General features: G+C 71.2%; 15 protein-coding genes. 9 read left to right on the forward strand and 6 right to left on the reverse strand.

Annotation, left to right across the window (positions count from 1 at the left end; translation table 11 throughout):
- Nucleotides 1–58: 58 nt before the first annotated feature.
- Complete coding sequence (gene phoU / locus QQZ13_RS04350; protein WP_284527879.1) at nt 59–739, forward strand: phosphate signaling complex protein PhoU; 681 nt, start codon at nt 59–61, stop codon at nt 737–739.
- 264 nt (nt 740–1,003) lie between these two features.
- On the opposite strand, the gene QQZ13_RS04355 is transcribed toward phoU, so the two are convergent.
- Nucleotides 1,004–1,753, reverse strand: a complete 750-nt coding sequence (locus QQZ13_RS04355) for a phosphoglyceromutase (protein ID WP_284527880.1) — start codon at nt 1,751–1,753, stop codon at nt 1,004–1,006.
- A 40-nt stretch (nt 1,754–1,793) separates the two neighbouring features.
- On the opposite strand from QQZ13_RS04355, the gene QQZ13_RS04360 reads away from it, so the two are divergent.
- On the forward strand, nt 1,794–2,642 hold the full coding sequence (locus QQZ13_RS04360) for a class I SAM-dependent methyltransferase (RefSeq protein ID WP_284527881.1): 849 nt from the start codon (nt 1,794–1,796) through the stop codon (nt 2,640–2,642).
- 9 nt (nt 2,643–2,651) lie between these two features.
- Here the strand turns inward: QQZ13_RS04360 and QQZ13_RS04365 are convergent, their stop codons facing one another.
- From QQZ13_RS04365 to QQZ13_RS04380, 4 genes are all read right to left on the reverse strand, one after another.
- Nucleotides 2,652–3,749, reverse strand: a complete 1,098-nt coding sequence (locus QQZ13_RS04365; RefSeq protein ID WP_284527882.1) for an aromatic acid exporter family protein — start codon at nt 3,747–3,749, stop codon at nt 2,652–2,654.
- Between the two features lie 6 nt (nt 3,750–3,755).
- Nucleotides 3,756–4,835 carry a folate-binding protein YgfZ gene (locus QQZ13_RS04370; RefSeq protein WP_284527883.1) on the reverse strand — a complete coding sequence of 360 codons (1,080 nt, stop codon included), beginning with the start codon at nt 4,833–4,835 and terminating at the stop codon, nt 3,756–3,758.
- Nucleotides 4,835–5,440 carry an FABP family protein gene (locus QQZ13_RS04375; protein ID WP_284527884.1) on the reverse strand — a complete coding sequence of 202 codons (606 nt, stop codon included), beginning with the start codon at nt 5,438–5,440 and terminating at the stop codon, nt 4,835–4,837. Before QQZ13_RS04375 ends, QQZ13_RS04370 begins: the two co-directional genes overlap by 1 nt.
- A 128-nt stretch (nt 5,441–5,568) precedes the next feature.
- The gene (locus QQZ13_RS04380) at nt 5,569–5,859 is read right to left on the reverse strand and encodes a hypothetical protein (RefSeq protein ID WP_284527885.1); all 291 of its coding nucleotides are present in this window, start codon (nt 5,857–5,859) and stop codon (nt 5,569–5,571) included.
- Nucleotides 5,860–6,008: 149 nt separating this feature from the next.
- Between QQZ13_RS04380 and QQZ13_RS04385 the strand changes: the two genes are divergently transcribed.
- The 7 genes from QQZ13_RS04385 (at nt 6,009) to pstB (ending at nt 14,104) form a co-directional block, all read left to right on the forward strand.
- Complete coding sequence (locus QQZ13_RS04385; protein WP_284527886.1) at nt 6,009–6,719, forward strand: response regulator transcription factor; 711 nt, start codon at nt 6,009–6,011, stop codon at nt 6,717–6,719.
- A 42-nt stretch (nt 6,720–6,761) separates the two neighbouring features.
- Complete coding sequence (locus QQZ13_RS04390; protein WP_284527887.1) at nt 6,762–8,942, forward strand: RNA degradosome polyphosphate kinase; 2,181 nt, start codon at nt 6,762–6,764, stop codon at nt 8,940–8,942.
- Nucleotides 8,939–9,877: an NUDIX hydrolase gene (locus tag QQZ13_RS04395; RefSeq protein WP_284527888.1), complete on the forward strand. Its 939-nt coding sequence runs from the start codon at nt 8,939–8,941 to the stop codon at nt 9,875–9,877. The genes QQZ13_RS04390 and QQZ13_RS04395 overlap by 4 nt, the downstream gene beginning before the upstream one ends.
- Nucleotides 9,878–10,049: 172 nt before the next feature.
- Nucleotides 10,050–11,162 carry a phosphate ABC transporter substrate-binding protein PstS gene (locus QQZ13_RS04400; RefSeq protein WP_284527889.1) on the forward strand — a complete coding sequence of 371 codons (1,113 nt, stop codon included), beginning with the start codon at nt 10,050–10,052 and terminating at the stop codon, nt 11,160–11,162.
- A 73-nt stretch (nt 11,163–11,235) separates the two neighbouring features.
- Nucleotides 11,236–12,183 (forward strand): phosphate ABC transporter permease subunit PstC, encoded by a 948-nt coding sequence (gene pstC / locus QQZ13_RS04405; RefSeq protein WP_284527890.1) that lies wholly within the window; start codon nt 11,236–11,238, stop codon nt 12,181–12,183.
- Nucleotides 12,183–13,292, forward strand: coding sequence for a phosphate ABC transporter permease PstA (gene pstA / locus QQZ13_RS04410; RefSeq protein ID WP_284527891.1), 1,110 nt, complete (start codon nt 12,183–12,185; stop codon nt 13,290–13,292). Before pstC ends, pstA begins: the two co-directional genes overlap by 1 nt.
- 32 nt (nt 13,293–13,324) lie before the next feature.
- A complete protein-coding gene (gene pstB, locus QQZ13_RS04415) occupies nt 13,325–14,104 on the forward strand; it encodes a phosphate ABC transporter ATP-binding protein PstB (protein ID WP_284527892.1) in 780 nt (259 codons plus the stop codon).
- An 87-nt stretch (nt 14,105–14,191) separates the two neighbouring features.
- On the opposite strand, the gene QQZ13_RS04420 is transcribed toward pstB, so the two are convergent.
- Nucleotides 14,192–15,076, reverse strand: coding sequence for an aminodeoxychorismate lyase (locus QQZ13_RS04420; protein WP_284527893.1), 885 nt, complete (start codon nt 15,074–15,076; stop codon nt 14,192–14,194).
- Nucleotides 15,077–15,178 lie beyond the last annotated feature (102 nt).

The following is a 15,178-nucleotide window of genomic DNA, read 5'->3' on the forward strand; positions in this document are numbered from 1 at the left end:
ATCGCCGCGTCGCCGGCTCGGCATCGTGCCGCGCCCGCGAAGAGAGAGGTTTCCGCTGATGCGCGAAGTGTTCCACCAGTCGCTCGAGGACGTGCAGGCACGTCTGGTCGAGATCTCCGAACTCGTGACGGTCGCCGTCGACAAGGCCACCCGCGCGTTCGGCACGAGCGACGTCGCCCTGGCCGAGGAGGTCATCGAGGACGACCAGGTGATCGACGACAAGGCGATCGAGCTGGACGAGCTGGCCATCGAGATCCTCGCGCGCCAGCAGCCTGTGGCCCGCGACCTCCGCATCGTCGTCGCCGCGCTGCGGGTCAGCGCGTCGCTGGAGCGGATGGGTGACATCGCCGAGCACATCGCGCAGCTCACGCGCATGCGCTTCCCCGAGCGCGCCATCCCGAAGGGCCTCAAGAGCACCTTCATCAAGATGGGCGAGCTCGATGTCGAGGTGGCGCGCACGCTCACCGAGGTGCTGCGCACCGAGGACCTCTCGCTCGTCGAGAAGCTCCGCTCCCTCGAGGAGGAGCTCGACGACCTGCACCTCGCGATCTTCGAGAAGGTGCTCGGTGAGACCTGGAAGGGCGAGGCGGCCGCGACCGTCGACGCCACCCTCGCGAGCCGCTACCACGAGCGCTTCGCCGACCACGCCGTCTCGGTCGCCAAGAAGGTCGCCTACCTCGCGACCGGCGACTGGACCCCCGACACGAACGCGATCTCGATCATCGTCACCGGCGAGTGAGCCGGGCGTTTCGTCTCGCTGCGCTCGCTCAACGACCGGAAGCCATCACCGCCCGTCGAGCCTCCGCTGGTCGCCCCCCGGTCGTTGAGCCCCGGTCGTTGAGCCCCCGGTCGTTGAGCGAGGAGCGCAGCGACGAGACGAAACGCCGTCAGCGCTCCCCCGGTCGTTGAGCGAGGAGCGCAGCGACGAGACGAAACGCCGTCAGCGCTCCCCGGTCGTTGAGCGAGGAGCGCAGCGACGAGACGAAACGCCGTCAGCTGAGCGCTACTTCTTCCCCTGCGCTGCGACGGCGGCGGCACCGGCGGCGGCGGCCTCGGGGTCGAGGTACTCGCCCGGTCCGAGCGGGCGCAGGTCCTCGCCCAGCTTGTAGACGAGCGGGATGCCGGTGGGGATGTTGAGCTCCGCGATGTCGGCGTCGCTGATGCCGTCGAGGTGCTTCACCAGGCCGCGGAGCGAGTTGCCGTGCGCGGTCACGAGGACGGTCTTCCCCGCCTGCAGGTCGGGGACGATCGCGCTGTCCCAGTACGGGAGCAGGCGGTCGATGACGATCTTCAGCGACTCGGTGCGGGGGACGTCGCCGTCGATCCCGGCGTAGCGCGGGTCGTTGACCTGGCTGTACGGGCTGTCGTCGTCGAGGTCCGGCGGCGGAACGTCGAACGAGCGGCGCCACAGCATGAACTGCTCGTTGCCGAACTCCTCGAGGGTCTCGGCCTTGTCCTTGCCCTGCAGCGCACCGTAGTGGCGCTCGTTGAGGCGCCACGAGCGCTGGACCGGGATCCAGAGGCGGTCCGCGGCGTCGAGGGCGATGTTCGCGGTCTGGATGGCGCGCGACAGCAGCGACGTGTGCAGCACGTCGGGAAGGAGCCCGGCCTCCTTGAGGAGCTCGCCGCCGCGCTGGGCCTCGGCCTTGCCCTGGTCGGTGAGGCGGACATCCACCCAACCGGTGAACTGGTTCGTCTTGTTCCACTCGCTCTGCCCGTGGCGGAGGAGGATCAGCGTGTACGGCGCGGTCATGGCGCCAGTCTATCGGCCGGGGCACTGCCATCATGGGGGGATGACGCCGGAGAAAGTGCCCGGCAGAGTGGTCGGGCAGATCACGCGCGGCACGACCAACACGAACCGGCTGAGACGGGTCGATCGCTGGATCGCACGGCACCCGGCCCTGCGCCGCGCGACCGACCCGCTGGTGGTCGACCTCGGCTACGGTGCGAGCGGCGTCACCGCCTTCGAGCTCGAGGCGCGGCTGCGGCGGGCGCGTGCCGACGTCGAGGTGCTCGGACTGGAGATCGACCCGTCCCGTGTGGCCCGCGCGCAGGCGCAGCTGGCGGAGATCCGTGCCGGTCGCGGGCAGTTCGCGCCCGACGCGCGGGTGTCCTTCGCCCGCGGCGGGTTCGAGGTGCCGGTGGCCGATGGCCGGCGCGCGGCGGTCATCCGCGCCTTCAACGTGCTGCGGCAGTACGACGAGTCCGACGTCGCCGACGCGTGGCAGCGGATGTCGGCACGGCTGCACCCGGACGGCATCCTCGTCGAGGGGACCTGCGACGAGCTCGGCCGGATCTGCACGTGGGTGGAGGTCGGGGCCGACGGCGCGCCGCGCTCGCTCACCGTCTCGCTGCGGCTGCGGGACCTGGACTCCCCCGCCGTCGCCGCCGAGCGCCTGCCGAAGGCGCTCATCCACCGGAACGTCCCCGGGGAGCCGGTGCATGCGTTCCTCGCGGCGCTGGAGCTCGAGTGGACGCGCGCCGTCGCGGCCTCCGCGTTCGGGCCCGCTCAGCGCTGGCGGGCCGCCCTCACCGCCCTGGACGCGGCGGGCTGGCCGGTCGCCTCCGCGGCTGGCGCCCGCTCACGGTGGCGCCTCGGCGAGGTCACCGTGCCGTGGAGGACCGTGGCGCCGCACGCCTGAGAGCGTCGCTCAGACGCGCGGGAGCGCCGCCCGGGCGTCGGCGGACGGCATTCCCGCCGCCGTCATGAGGTCCACCGCGAGGGGGCGCAGAGCGCCGACGAGGTTCTGGTCCAGGCTCTGCCGCCCCGCGGCGAGGGTCGCGGGGTCCAGGCGCGCGGCGACCGCGCGCACCGCCTCCCGAGCCGCCGGCTCGAAGGAGATGTCGTCGAGCGAGTCGCCGATGAGCCGGGCTCCGGCGGCGAGCTCGCCGAGGAGATCCGCGGCGACCGGGCGCGGGCGGCTGTCGTCGCACACGTACACGACGCGGCGGCCGATCACCCGCAGATTGCGCACCGCGAGATCGATGTGCACCCGCACACGGTCCTGGCGCTCCAGCTCGAACCGCTGCCGGCGCAGGAACGGCGAGATGCGGGCGATGGCACGGCCCGACTCCAGCGACGCCTGCCACCGATCCACGAGGGGCTGCAGCGCACGGGCCTTCTGCAGACCGCGCTCGGCGCGCATCCGGTCGCCGCGCCGCAGCGCCTGCACGAGCGTCAGCACGGCGCCGTCGAACGCGGCGAGGAGCGCGTGCCCGTCACGCGTGACGGCGCGCACGGGGTTGCGGGGCACGAGCGCGGTGACCAGCAGCGCGGCGATGCCGCCGACGACGCCGTCGACCAGGCGCAGGAAGGGGACGCTCGCAGGGATCACCATGACGATCGCCGACTGGATGGCCGCGGCGATCGCGAAGCCCGGCTGTGGCGAGAGGAAGCGGGCGACGGCCAGGCTGGCGGCGAGCGTGATCGCCAGCTGCCACCACCCCACTCCGGCGACGAGCAGGATGAGCTCGGCGATGAGGATGCCCACGACCATCCCCACCACGGTCTCCAGCACGCGACGGGGGCGCGCGTCGCGCACGAGTCCGAGGCTCGAGATCGTCACCGTCGCCGCCAGCAGCGGCGCCGCGTGACCGAGCACGAAGTGCGCGAACGCGTAGGCGGCGGTGGCGGCCAGCACGATCTGCAGGATCGGCGTCGACGACTCCCGCAGCCGATCGAGCCCGGCGCGCAGGTCGGCGCGCGCCCTTCCGCCGGCCGGGACCGGCGCGGTCTGCGGATCGCTCACCGGCGCCTACCGCCGGCGCGACAGGCGCGGCATCCGCGGGACGGATGCCGTGCGCCCCGCGTCGGGCGGCACGATCTGCTCCTGGGCGGCGGTGATCTCCCCACCGTCGACCGCGACGGTCAGGGCGGCGTCGACGGGGGTCGTCCGCCGCACGAGGGCCAGCGCGATCGGACCCTCCTCGTAGTGGCGGGCGGCGGAGGTCAGGACGCCCACCACCTCGCCGTCGGCGCGGACCTCGGCACCGGGCTCGGGGAGGACCGCGTCGCTGCCGTCGAGCTGGAGCGAGACGAGCCGGCGCGGGGGGTGCCCCAGGTTGTGGACCTTCGCGACGGTCTCCTGGCCGCGGTAGCAGCCCTTGGAGAGGTGGACGGCGGTGCGCAGCCAGTCCACCTCGTGCGGCAGGGTGCGCCCGTCGGCCTCGGCGCCGGCACGCGGTCGCCAGGCCGCGATCCGCAGGGCCTCCGCCGCGAGCGTCCCGGCGACGGAGCGCTCACCGCGGACCGCCTCGGCCGCCAGCTGCTCGGCGACCGCGACCGGCACCACCGCCTCCGCCCAGTCGCGGGAGGCTGCGGGGTGAGGATCGACCGCGGCGTAGCCCCAGCCGCCGGCGGCGACGGCCGGCCACGGGTCCAGCCAGACCACGGTGGAGGCGATGTCCGCCACCGCCGCTGCCGTGCCGCCGATCACGACGTGCTCGGCGGAGACGTCCTGCGGGTCGACGCGCAGGCGGAAGCGCATCCGGGTGAGCCAGGCGAGCAGCCCCTCGGCATCCGTCCGGTCGGCGATCAGCCAGGTGCGGACACCGTCGTCGACGACGGCCGCCGCGTGCTCCACGTGACCCTGCGGGTCCAGGACCAGCAGCTCGGTGCTCACCCCGGCCGGCAGAGCGGCGAGCGCCTGCGAGGTCAGCGAGTCGAGCCAGCTCAGCCGGTCCTCGCCCGAGACGGTGAGCACGGCCCGGTCGGCACGGGGCACGATGGCCTCGCCCTGCTCCAGAGCGCGCTGCTCCCGGAGCGGGCTGCCCACGTGCAGCAGCACGTCGCCGTCGAAGACGGCGGCAGGCACGTCGTGGAACGGCGAGGTCATCAGTCGGCCCGCGCGAGTCGTGCGGAGGCGTGGGCGGCCAGTCCGCCCCCGAGGGCGGCGATGTCCCACGCCCACAGGAGGTGGCCGTCGACCAGGCCGTACATGCGCGTGGCGGCGGCGTAGTCCTTCGCGCTGGCGGGACGGACGACGGCGTCGGTGGCGAGGTCGATGCGCGGTCCCTGCACCTGTCCGACGTAGAGCTCGCTCACCCCGTCGGAGTGGATGATCGCGACCTCGAGATCGAAGCCGCCGGAGGCGTTGCGCAGGCGCTCCACATCGTCGGCGGACCGTGCCGAGAGGCGCGCCTCGATCGCCGGGAGCAGGGCCGGGCCCGCGTCCATGTCGCCGGCCGGACGCGCCAGGCGCCAGAACCCCTGCTCGGCGACCAGCGGCGTGCGGGCGCCGTCGTCACCCAGGAACCAGGCATTCGCCGCGTAGTTCACGTAGTCGCCGCCGTCGTGGCTGAAGCTCACGCGGTGCGCGAACTCGCCCGAGTAGTGCCGGTCGCCGCTGTCGTAGTCGATGACGCCGGTGCCCTCCCAGACCCCGAGCAGCCACGAGAGCGGAACGATGTCCGCCGGGAGGTCCGTGGGCAGATCGATCACGGGTTCAGCGCTGGCCGCGGTACAGGTTCTTGAGCACGACGGCCGAGACGAACACGATCGCGACCGACGCGAGGCCGAGCAGTCCGACGAAGAACAGTTCGAGTGCGACGAGGTCCATGGGCCCTACTCTACGCCGAGAAGAGGGTCGCCAGGCCCAGGCCGACGCCGATGAATCCCATCACCAGCAGCCCGCCGATCACGCTCAGGGCGACCCGCTGGATGAACCCCTGCGACCGACCCGACCACAGCTGCACGGCGAAGGCGACCGGGACGATGAGCCCCATCCCGACGCCCATCCACGCCGCACGCCAGTCCTCGGGGGCGAGGATCCCGACGAGCACGGCCGCCACGGCGGCCAGCACCCAGACGACGATGACGCCGGTCATCGAGCGGCGAGGGGCGATCTCCGGAGCGGTCACCCCTCCATTGTGGCGCACGCGCGTCGTCCGCGTCCCGGGCCCCGGCGACCGGTGGAGGGCGGGCGCCTCTCGGGCAGCGCGCCGAGAGGCGTGTCGGGTGGTTCTAAGATGGGGGCACGGTTCCGGCATCCGGACCGGGAAGGACCCTCTTGGCTCAGCTTCTCGTCTTGAGCTCCGCACCTTCCTCCACACCGGGAGGCGGAGCGGTCCTTCCCGCGCTCGAGCTCCTGAGCCACCGGGTGCGCCAGATCCCCGCCGAGCCCGCTCAGCTGGTCAACGCCCCGAGCGCCGACGTCATCTTCGTCGACGCGCGCGTGGACCTGGTGGGGGCGAAGTCGCTCTGCAAGATCCTCAACACCACCGGCCTCGACGCGCCGCTCGTGCTCGTGGTCACCGAGGGCGGCCTCACCGCCGTCTCCACCGACTGGGGCATCGACGACGTCATCTTGGTCGGCGCCGGTCCCGCCGAGGTCGACGCCCGCATCCGCCTCGCGATCGGCCGGATGACGAAGGACCCCGTCTCCACCCGCATCCAGACCTCGGGCGTCACGATCGACGAGTCGTCGTACTCCGCGAAGGTCCACGGCAAGCCGCTGGACCTCACGTACAAGGAGTTCCAGCTCCTCCACTTCTTCGCGACCCATCCGTCGCGCGTCTTCACCCGCGAGCAGCTGCTGAGCGAGGTGTGGGGCTACGACTACTTCGGCGGCACCCGCACCGTCGACGTGCACGTGAGGCGCCTGCGGGCCAAGCTCGGCGACATGGAGCAGCTCATCGGCACGGTCCGCAACGTCGGCTACCGCTTCAACGTCTACGAAGAGGACCAGATCGCCTCGCCCCGCGAGCGCTCGGAGGCCTGATCGGTTAACGCGTCGGTCACGTCGCCCTGCAATGATGAGGGGATGATCGACACCGCGGTGACCGACTCCGGCCTGGGCGACGCCGACGACGACGACTTCGACGCCGTCGAGCTCGCCGACTCCCAGCTGCCCGACCACCGGTACCTCGATCGCGAGCTCAGCTGGCTCGCCTTCAACCAGCGCGTGCTGGAGCTGGCCGAGGATCCCACCCTGCCGGTGCTCGAGCGGGCCAACTTCCTCGCGATCTTCGCGAGCAACCTCGACGAGTTCTTCATGGTGCGCGTCGCGGGGCTCAAGCGCCGCATCATGACCGGTCTCGCGATCCCCACCAACGTCGGCCGTGCGCCGCAGGAGGTGCTGGGCGACATCTCCGCCGACGCGCACGCCCTGCAGCTGCGCCACGCCGCGGTCTGGCAGGACCTCGTCAAGCCCGCCCTCGCGGAGGGCGGCATCGAGGTGGTCACCTGGGACGACCTCTCCGAGTCCGACCGCGAGAACCTGTACGGGTACTTCCAGAACCAGGTGTTCCCGGTGCTCATGCCGCTCGCCGTGGATCCCGCCCACCCCTTCCCCTACATCTCCGGCCTGTCGCTGAATCTCGCGATCCGCATCCGCAACGCCCGCACGGGCCGGCAGGAGTTCGCCCGCCTCAAGGTGCCGCCGATGCTCCCCCGCTTCGTGGAGGTGCCCCGCCCGGACACCTCGCGCACCGACGCTCCCTCGCGGTACCTGCCGCTCGAGGAGCTCATCTCCAACAACCTCGGCGACCTCTTCCCGGGCATGGAGGTGCTCGAGCACCACGCCTTCCGCCTCACGCGCAACGAAGACGTCGTGATCGAGGAGGACGAGACCGAGAACCTCATCCAGGCCCTGGAGGCCGAGCTCCTGCGCCGACGGTTCGGGCCTCCCATCCGGCTGGAGGTCACCGAGTCGATGGACGACGTGACCCTCGACCTGCTGCTGAACGAGCTCGACATCACCGCGCAGGAGGTCTACCGCCTGCCGGGACCGCTCGACCTCCGCGGCCTGTTCGACCTCGGCCGCATCGACCGGCCGGAGCTGCGCTACCCGGCGCACGTGCCGACGACGGCCGCGGCGTTCCAGCCCGCGGAGCAGAACGGGCGCGCCGACCTGTTCGCCGCCATCCGCAAGGGCGACGTCCTCGTGCACCACCCGTACGAGTCGTTCAACACGAGCGTGGTGGCCTTCCTCGAGCAGGCCGCGCGCGACCCGCACGTGCTGGCCATCAAGCAGACGCTGTACCGCACGTCGGGCGACAGCCCCATCGTCGAGGCGCTCATCGACGCCGCCGAGAACGGCAAGCAGGTGCTCGCCCTCGTCGAGGTGAAGGCCCGCTTCGACGAGGCGGCGAACATCGTCTGGGCGCGCAAGCTCGAGAAGGCGGGCGTGCACGTCGTCTACGGCCTCGTGGGGCTCAAGACCCACTGCAAGCTGCTCCACGTCATCCGCGAGGAAGACGGCATGCTCCGCAGCTACAGCCACATCGGCACGGGCAACTACAACCCGAAGACCAGCCGGCTCTACGAGGACTTCGGCCTGTTCACCTCCGACGAGCAGGTGGGCCGGGACCTCACCCGTCTGTTCAACGAGCTGTCCGGCTACGCGATCGAGAAGAAGTTCAAGCGGCTCCTCGTCGCCCCCCTGCACCTGCGCAAGGGCCTGCTGCGCCACATCGACAAGGAACGGCGCCACGCGCAGGACGGCAAGCCCGCGCACATCCGCATCAAGGTCAACTCGATGGTCGACGAGCAGATCATCGACGCGCTGTACCGCGCCAGCCAGGCGGGCGTGCGCGTCGACGTCTGGGTGCGGGGCATCTGCTCCCTGCGCACCGACCTGGAGGGCGTGAGCGACAACATCACCGTGCGCTCGATCCTCGGGCGCTACCTCGAGCACTCGCGCATCTTCGCGTTCGCGAACGACGGCGACCCGCAGGTGTACATCGGCAGCGCCGACATGATGCACCGCAACCTCGACCGCCGCGTGGAGGCGCTCGTGCGCGTCGTCGCACCGGCGCACGTCAAGGAGCTCGTCGACCTGTTCGACCTCGCCATGTCCGAGGGGACGAGCTCCTGGCACCTCGGCGCCGAGGGGGTCTGGACGCGCCACAGCACCGACGCCGACGGCGCGCCGCTCATCGACCTGCAGGAGAGGACGATGACGCAGATCCAACGGCGCCGTCGCGCGAGGGCGGTGCGATGACCGACACCGCGGTGTACGCCGCGGGCGGGGTCGTCTGGCGCGTGGTCGACGGCAAGCTCAAGGTGCTCGTGATCCACCGCACGGCGTACGCCGACGTCACCCTGCCCAAGGGCAAGGTCGACCCGGGCGAGACCCTCGCCGAGACGGCCGCGCGCGAGATCTTCGAGGAGACCGGCATCCGCGTGCGCCTGGGCATCCCCGTCGGCGTCTCCCGCTACCGGATGCCGAGCAAGCGTCAGAAGATCGTCCACTACTGGGCGGCCGAGGCCACCGACGACGCCATCCGCGCGTCGAGGTTCGTGCCGAACAAGGAGATCGCCGCGATCGAGTGGATGAGTCCCAAGCGGGCTCTGAAGCACCTCAGCTATCCGGTCGACATCGAGATCCTCGAGAACTTCCTCACCTTCGTCGGCGACGGCATCCTCTCGACCTTCCCGATCATCGTCCTGCGCCACGCCAAGGCCACCCCCCGCGAGGAGTGGACCGGCGCCGACGCGGCGCGCCCGCTGACCGCCCGGGGCGCGAAGCAGGCCAACGCGCTCGTGGGGCCGCTGCGCACCTTCGGGGCCCGCAAGATCGTCACGAGCGACGCGGTCCGCTGCGTGACCACCGTCACCCCGCTCGCCGCCGCGCTCAGCAAGGAGATGGAGCGCACGCCGCTCATCGGCCAGGACGCCTGGGAGGACGGGACCTCCGACGTGCGCGCCGTCGTCGGCAAGCGCGTGCGCGCGCGCAAGCCCGCCGTGCTGTGCAGCCACGGCCCCGTGCTGCCGGACATCATGAGCGAGCTCGCCCTCGCGACCGGCACGCTGCGCGGGTCGTACCTCGGCAGCGCATCGGCGCTGGAGGTGGCGGCATTCTCGGTCGTGCACCTGTCGGCGACCAATCCCGGCTCGGGCATCGTCGCGATCGAGACGCACGAGCCCAAGGTCTGACCGGCGCTCCCGGGCTGCGCCCGGGCACCGGGGGATCCCGCGGTTCTCCGCGCCGCACCGGCACTGTTCACCTTCCGTTTACCGACACAGCGCACTCTCTTAAGAGTCGATGTCTACCGTCACGGTCGTGCCCTGCACCAGGGCCGCACCCTGACACCCGAAGGATCTCACAGTGAAGCTCAACCGCATCGCCCAGCTGGGCGCTGTCGCCGCCATCGCGGCTCTCGCACTCACCGGCTGCGCCGCCAACGAGGGGACTCCCGGCACCGGTTCGACCTCCGACCCCGCCGGAGAAGCGCCCACGCTGTCCGGTGAGCTCGCCGGCGCCGGCTCGTCCGCGCAGGATGTCGCCGTCCAGGCCTGGGCCGCCGGCTTCCAGACCACCAACGAGCGCGCCACCGTCACCTACGACCCGTCCGGTTCGGGTGCGGGTCGCGAGTCGTTCCAGGCCGGCGCCGTCGGCTTCGCCGGCTCGGACCGTGCCTTCACCACGGAGGAGATCGCCGCCGGACCGTTCAGCGCGTGCGCTCCCGACACCGACATCATCCAGATCCCGTCGTACATCTCGCCGATCGCCGTCATCTTCACGCTCGACGGCATCGACACGCTGAACATGGACGCCGCCACCGTCGCGGGCATCTTCGCCGGCACGATCACCAACTGGAACGACCCGGCCATCGCCGCGACCAACGAGGGCGTCGAGCTGCCCGACCTGGCCATCACGCCGGTCCACCGCGCCGACGACTCGGGCACGACCGAGAACTTCACCGACTACCTCTACCAGGCCGCTCCGGACGTCTGGACCTGGGAGCCCGACGGCGTGTGGCCGCTCGACAGCGGCGAGGCCGCGCCCCAGACCTCGGGCGTCGTGGCCGCGGTGCAGGGCGGCAACGGTGCGATCGGCTACGCGGACGCCTCGCGTGCCGCCGACTTCGGCACGGTCGCGGTGCAGATCGGCGACGAGTTCGTCCCGTTCTCGCCGGAGGCCGCCGCCGCCGTCGTCGACGCGTCGCCGCTCGAGGAGGGCCGGACCGAGGGCGACCTCGCCATCGCGCTGGACCGCACGCCGGACTCCGCCGCCTACCCGATCGTGCTCGTCAGCTACATGATCGCCTGCGAGCAGTACACCGACGCCTCGGCCGCGCCGCTGGTGAAGGGCTTCCTCGAGTACGTCATCAGCCCCGAGGGCCAGGACGCCGCGGCCTCCGCCGCCGGCAGCGCCCCCATCAGCGACGCGCAGCGCACCGCGATGCAGTCCGCGCTGGACCTGATCGTCACCGAGTGACCCTGAACGTGCACGGCCCGGCGCACTCCGCCGGGCCGTGCACGCGTCATCAATACCGAGGAGACTGGAGATCATGACGACCACCACGAGCCGGGCGTCGGCCGCACCGGCCAAGCAGCGCCCGGGCGACCGCTGGTTCTCGGGCACGGCGCTGGCGGCCGGGACGATGATCCTCGTCACGCTCGCCGCCGTCGCGATCTTCCTGATCGTCCAGTCCATCCCCGGCCTGACGGCCACATCCGCCACGGCGTCGATCCTCACGTCCGACTTCTGGGACTACGTGTGGCCGCTCGCCTTCGGCACGATCTGGGCGTCGATCCTCGCCCTCGTCATGGCGGTCCCCCTGTCGGTGGCGGTCGCCCTCTTCATCTCGCACTACGCGCCCCGCCGCCTGGCACAGGGGCTCGGCTACATCGTCGATCTCCTGGCCGCTGTCCCCTCGGTCGTGTTCGGCCTCTGGGGCATCCTCGTCCTCGCTCCGGCGGTGCAGCCGGTGTACGCGTGGCTCAACGTCAACGCCGGGTGGTTCCCCCTGTTCGCGGGCACCGTCTCCGGCACCGGCCGCACGATCTTCACCGCCGCGATCGTCCTGGCCGTCATGGTCGTGCCGATCATCACCGCGATCTGTCGAGAGATCTTCCTCCAGACCCCGGTGCTCCACGAAGAGGCCGCCCTCGCCCTCGGCGCCACCCGCTGGGAGATGGTGAGGATGGCCGTGTTCCCGTTCGGGCGCTCGGGCATCGTCTCGGCGTCGATGCTCGGCCTCGGACGCGCGCTCGGGGAGACCATGGCCGTGGCCATGGTGCTCTCGGTCGCGAACATCGTCACGTTCCGTCTCTTCACCGCGGAGAACCCCGGGACGATCCCGGCGAACATCGCGCTCACCTTCCCTGAGGCGTACGGCACCAACATCAACGTGCTCATCGCCACCGGCCTGATCCTCTTCGTCGTGACGTTCGCCGTCAACGCGGTGGCCCGCTGGATCGTCAGCCGCCGCAAGGAATTCTCGGGAGCCAACTGATGTCCGCCGTCTCCGCTCCGCCCCAGGGACCGACGATCGTCTCCGCCTCGCGGCCCACCCGCTCGCTCACGAGCGGGCACCTCCCCCGCTGGACCCCGTGGGCGCTCCTCGCCGGCACGGCGGGCCTGAGCGCGCTGCTGTTCGGCGTGCTGTCGCTCGCCTCCGACGGCGAGTTCGCCGTCGCCGGATGGGCCGTCGTCACGGGAGTCGTCTACCTCGTTCTGATCACGGTCGTCTCGAGCCTCGTCGAGGGCCGTCGGCGCGGTGTCGACCGGCTGGTGACCGGCGTCGTCACCGTCGCGTTCCTGATCGCGATGATCCCGCTCGTGTCGGTCGCCTGGACCGTCGTCGTCAACGGCGTGGCGGGCGTCTCGGCGGACTTCTACTCCATGTCGATGCGCAACGTCGTCGGCGAGGGCGGCGGCGCCCTGCACGCGATCGTCGGGACGCTGCTCATCACGCTCGCCGCGGCGGTCATCTCGATCCCGATCGGCCTGTTCACCGCGATCTACCTGATCGAGTACGGCGAGGGGAAGCGCCTGGCGCGCGGCATCACCTTCCTCGTCGACGTGATGACGGGCATCCCCTCGATCGTCGCGGGCCTGTTCGCGTACGCGGTCTTCGCGCTCTTCTTCGGCCCGGGCATCCGGCTGGGCATCATGGGCTCGGTCGCCCTCGCCGTGCTGATGATCCCTGTCGTCGTGCGCTCCAGCGAGGAGATGCTGCGGCTCGTGCCCAACGAGCTGCGCGAGGCCTCCTATGCGCTCGGCGTGCCCAAATGGCTCACCATCGTCAAGGTCGTGCTGCCGACCTCGATCGCCGGGATCACGACGGGCATCATGCTCTCGATCTCCCGCGTGATCGGCGAGACGGCACCGCTGCTGCTGACGGCCGGCGTCACCGCCTCGATGAACTACAACCTGTTCGAGGGCCGCATGATGAGCCTTCCGGTCTTCGCCTACGCGCAGTTCATGAACCAGGGCATCCCCGCGCAGGCGTACGTCGACCGCGCCTGGGCCGCCGCCCTCACCCTCATCCTGATCGTCATGGTGCTGAACCTCCTCGCGCGACTGATCGCGCGGGTTTTCGCCCCCAAGTTCGGCCGCTGACCGGCATCCGCTCCTTCCAGAAAGAACCCGACGTGTCCAAGAGCATCGAAGTCAACGACCTCAACGTCTACTACAGCGATTTCCTCGCCGTCGAAGGCGTGTCCCTCGAGATCCAGCCGCGCAGCGTGACCGCGTTCATCGGCCCCTCCGGCTGCGGCAAGTCCACGTTCCTGCGCACCCTCAACCGCATGCACGAGGTCATCCCCGGTGCGCGCGTCGAGGGCGAGGTCCTCCTCGACGGCGACGACCTGTACGGCCCCGGCGTCGACCCGGTGCTGGTGCGCCGGCAGGTGGGCATGGTCTTCCAGCGCCCCAACCCGTTCCCGACGATGAGCATCAAGGAGAACGTGCTGGCGGGCGTCAAGCTCAACAACAAGAAGCTCTCCAAGGGCGACGCCGACGCGCTCGTCGAGCAGTCGCTGCGCGGCGCCAACCTCTGGAACGAGGTGAAGGACCGTCTCGAGAAGCCCGGCTCCGGCCTGTCGGGCGGTCAGCAGCAGCGTCTGTGCATCGCGCGCGCGATCGCCGTGTCTCCGGACGTGCTCCTCATGGACGAGCCGTGCTCGGCCCTGGACCCGATCTCGACCTTCGCGATCGAGGAGCTCATCCAGGAGCTCAAGAAGGAGTACACGATCGTCATCGTGACCCACAACATGCAGCAGGCGAGCCGCGTCTCCGACAAGACGGCGTTCTTCAACATCGCCGGCACCGGCAAGCCCGGCAAGCTCATCGAGTACGACGAGACGGGCACCATCTTCACCACCCCGTCGGTCCAGGCCACCGAGGACTACGTCTCCGGCCGCTTCGGCTGATCCCCTTTCCGCGGACCATGTCCCACTTTCGGCTGCTTTCGCCTCGGCGAAGCGACCGGAAGTGGGACATCGTCGTTCCGGCGGGGCTCAGTCGCGCGGGCTCAGCAGGTAGGCGTTGAGGGAGGCGGTGAGCTCGGCATCGTGCGGGAGCGCCGCGCCGTCGACGGCGACGACGGGAGCGGCCAGGCGGACGCTCGACACGAGCCACGCCGCATCGGCCGACGCCAGGTCCGCGGCCGGGACCGTCTCGTAGGCGGTGGCGAACCCGCGGGCCTCCAGGTGCTCGAACAGGCTCAGCTGGGTCGTGCCGTGCAGGATGCCGCCGTTGGGGGCGGGCGTGACGAATGTGTCGCCCCGGCGGAGGATGAGCGAGGCCGTCGGCGCCTCCAGCACGAAGCCGTCGGACGAGACGAACACCGCATCGTCGGCGCCGCGGCGCTTGGCCTCGCGGATGGCGGCCATGTTCACCGCGTACGACAGCGTCTTGGCCCCCAGCAGCAGCCACGGCGCACGGGCGGGCACATCGATGTCGTAGCCCCGGTCGAGCGTCACGACGCGGATGCCGTCGGTGCGGGCCGCGGTGAAGTCCGCCGCCGAGGCGACCGTCACCCACGCGGTCGGTGCCGGACCGTGCTCCACGCCGCGGCTGAGGATCAGCTTGATGACCGCCTCGCCCGAGCCGGCGTGCGCGGCGGCTCGGGCCACAGCCTCTCGCCACTGCCCGACGTGGGGCGCCGGAAGGTCGCACAGCCGGGCGGAGTGTGCGAGACGGTCGAGGTGGGCCTCGACCTCCTGCGCGTGCCCGTCGACGACACCGATCGACTCGAAGATGCCGTCGCCGCGCTGCGTGCTGAGCTCGCCCACGGTCAGCGCCGGCGCCGATGGGTCGATCTCCGCGAACGTCGGCGAGAAGTCGGTGTCGGCGGCATCCGCGTCGACAGGGGTGATCATGAGGGCGTATCGCCAGGCCATGGATAGAGCCTAGGCCGGGTGCGGGGAACGGGTGCGAGGCCGGACGCGTGGCGAAAGCAGGGCGGATCGACCCCGGCCCGTCCCGCAGGGGTAGATCGCATC

The organism is Microbacterium sp. T2.11-28 (assembly GCF_950097975.1).
GTDB lineage: Bacteria > Actinomycetota > Actinomycetes > Actinomycetales > Microbacteriaceae > Microbacterium.

Excerpts from the sequence above, each read along its gene's own strand:
- phoU (WP_284527879.1), top strand. The coding sequence starts at position 59 with ATGCGCGAAGTGTTCCACCAGTCGCTCGAGGACGTGCAGGCACGTCTG.
- QQZ13_RS04355 (WP_284527880.1), bottom strand. The coding sequence starts at position 1,753 with ATGACCGCGCCGTACACGCTGATCCTCCTCCGCCACGGGCAGAGCGAG.
- QQZ13_RS04360 (WP_284527881.1), top strand. The coding sequence starts at position 1,794 with ATGACGCCGGAGAAAGTGCCCGGCAGAGTGGTCGGGCAGATCACGCGC.
- QQZ13_RS04370 (WP_284527883.1), bottom strand. The coding sequence starts at position 4,835 with ATGACCTCGCCGTTCCACGACGTGCCTGCCGCCGTCTTCGACGGCGAC.
- QQZ13_RS04390 (WP_284527887.1), top strand. The coding sequence starts at position 6,762 with ATGATCGACACCGCGGTGACCGACTCCGGCCTGGGCGACGCCGACGAC.
- QQZ13_RS04395 (WP_284527888.1), top strand. The coding sequence starts at position 8,939 with ATGACCGACACCGCGGTGTACGCCGCGGGCGGGGTCGTCTGGCGCGTG.
- pstC (WP_284527890.1), top strand. The coding sequence starts at position 11,236 with ATGACGACCACCACGAGCCGGGCGTCGGCCGCACCGGCCAAGCAGCGC.
- pstA (WP_284527891.1), top strand. The coding sequence starts at position 12,183 with ATGTCCGCCGTCTCCGCTCCGCCCCAGGGACCGACGATCGTCTCCGCC.
- QQZ13_RS04420 (WP_284527893.1), bottom strand. The coding sequence starts at position 15,076 with ATGGCCTGGCGATACGCCCTCATGATCACCCCTGTCGACGCGGATGCC.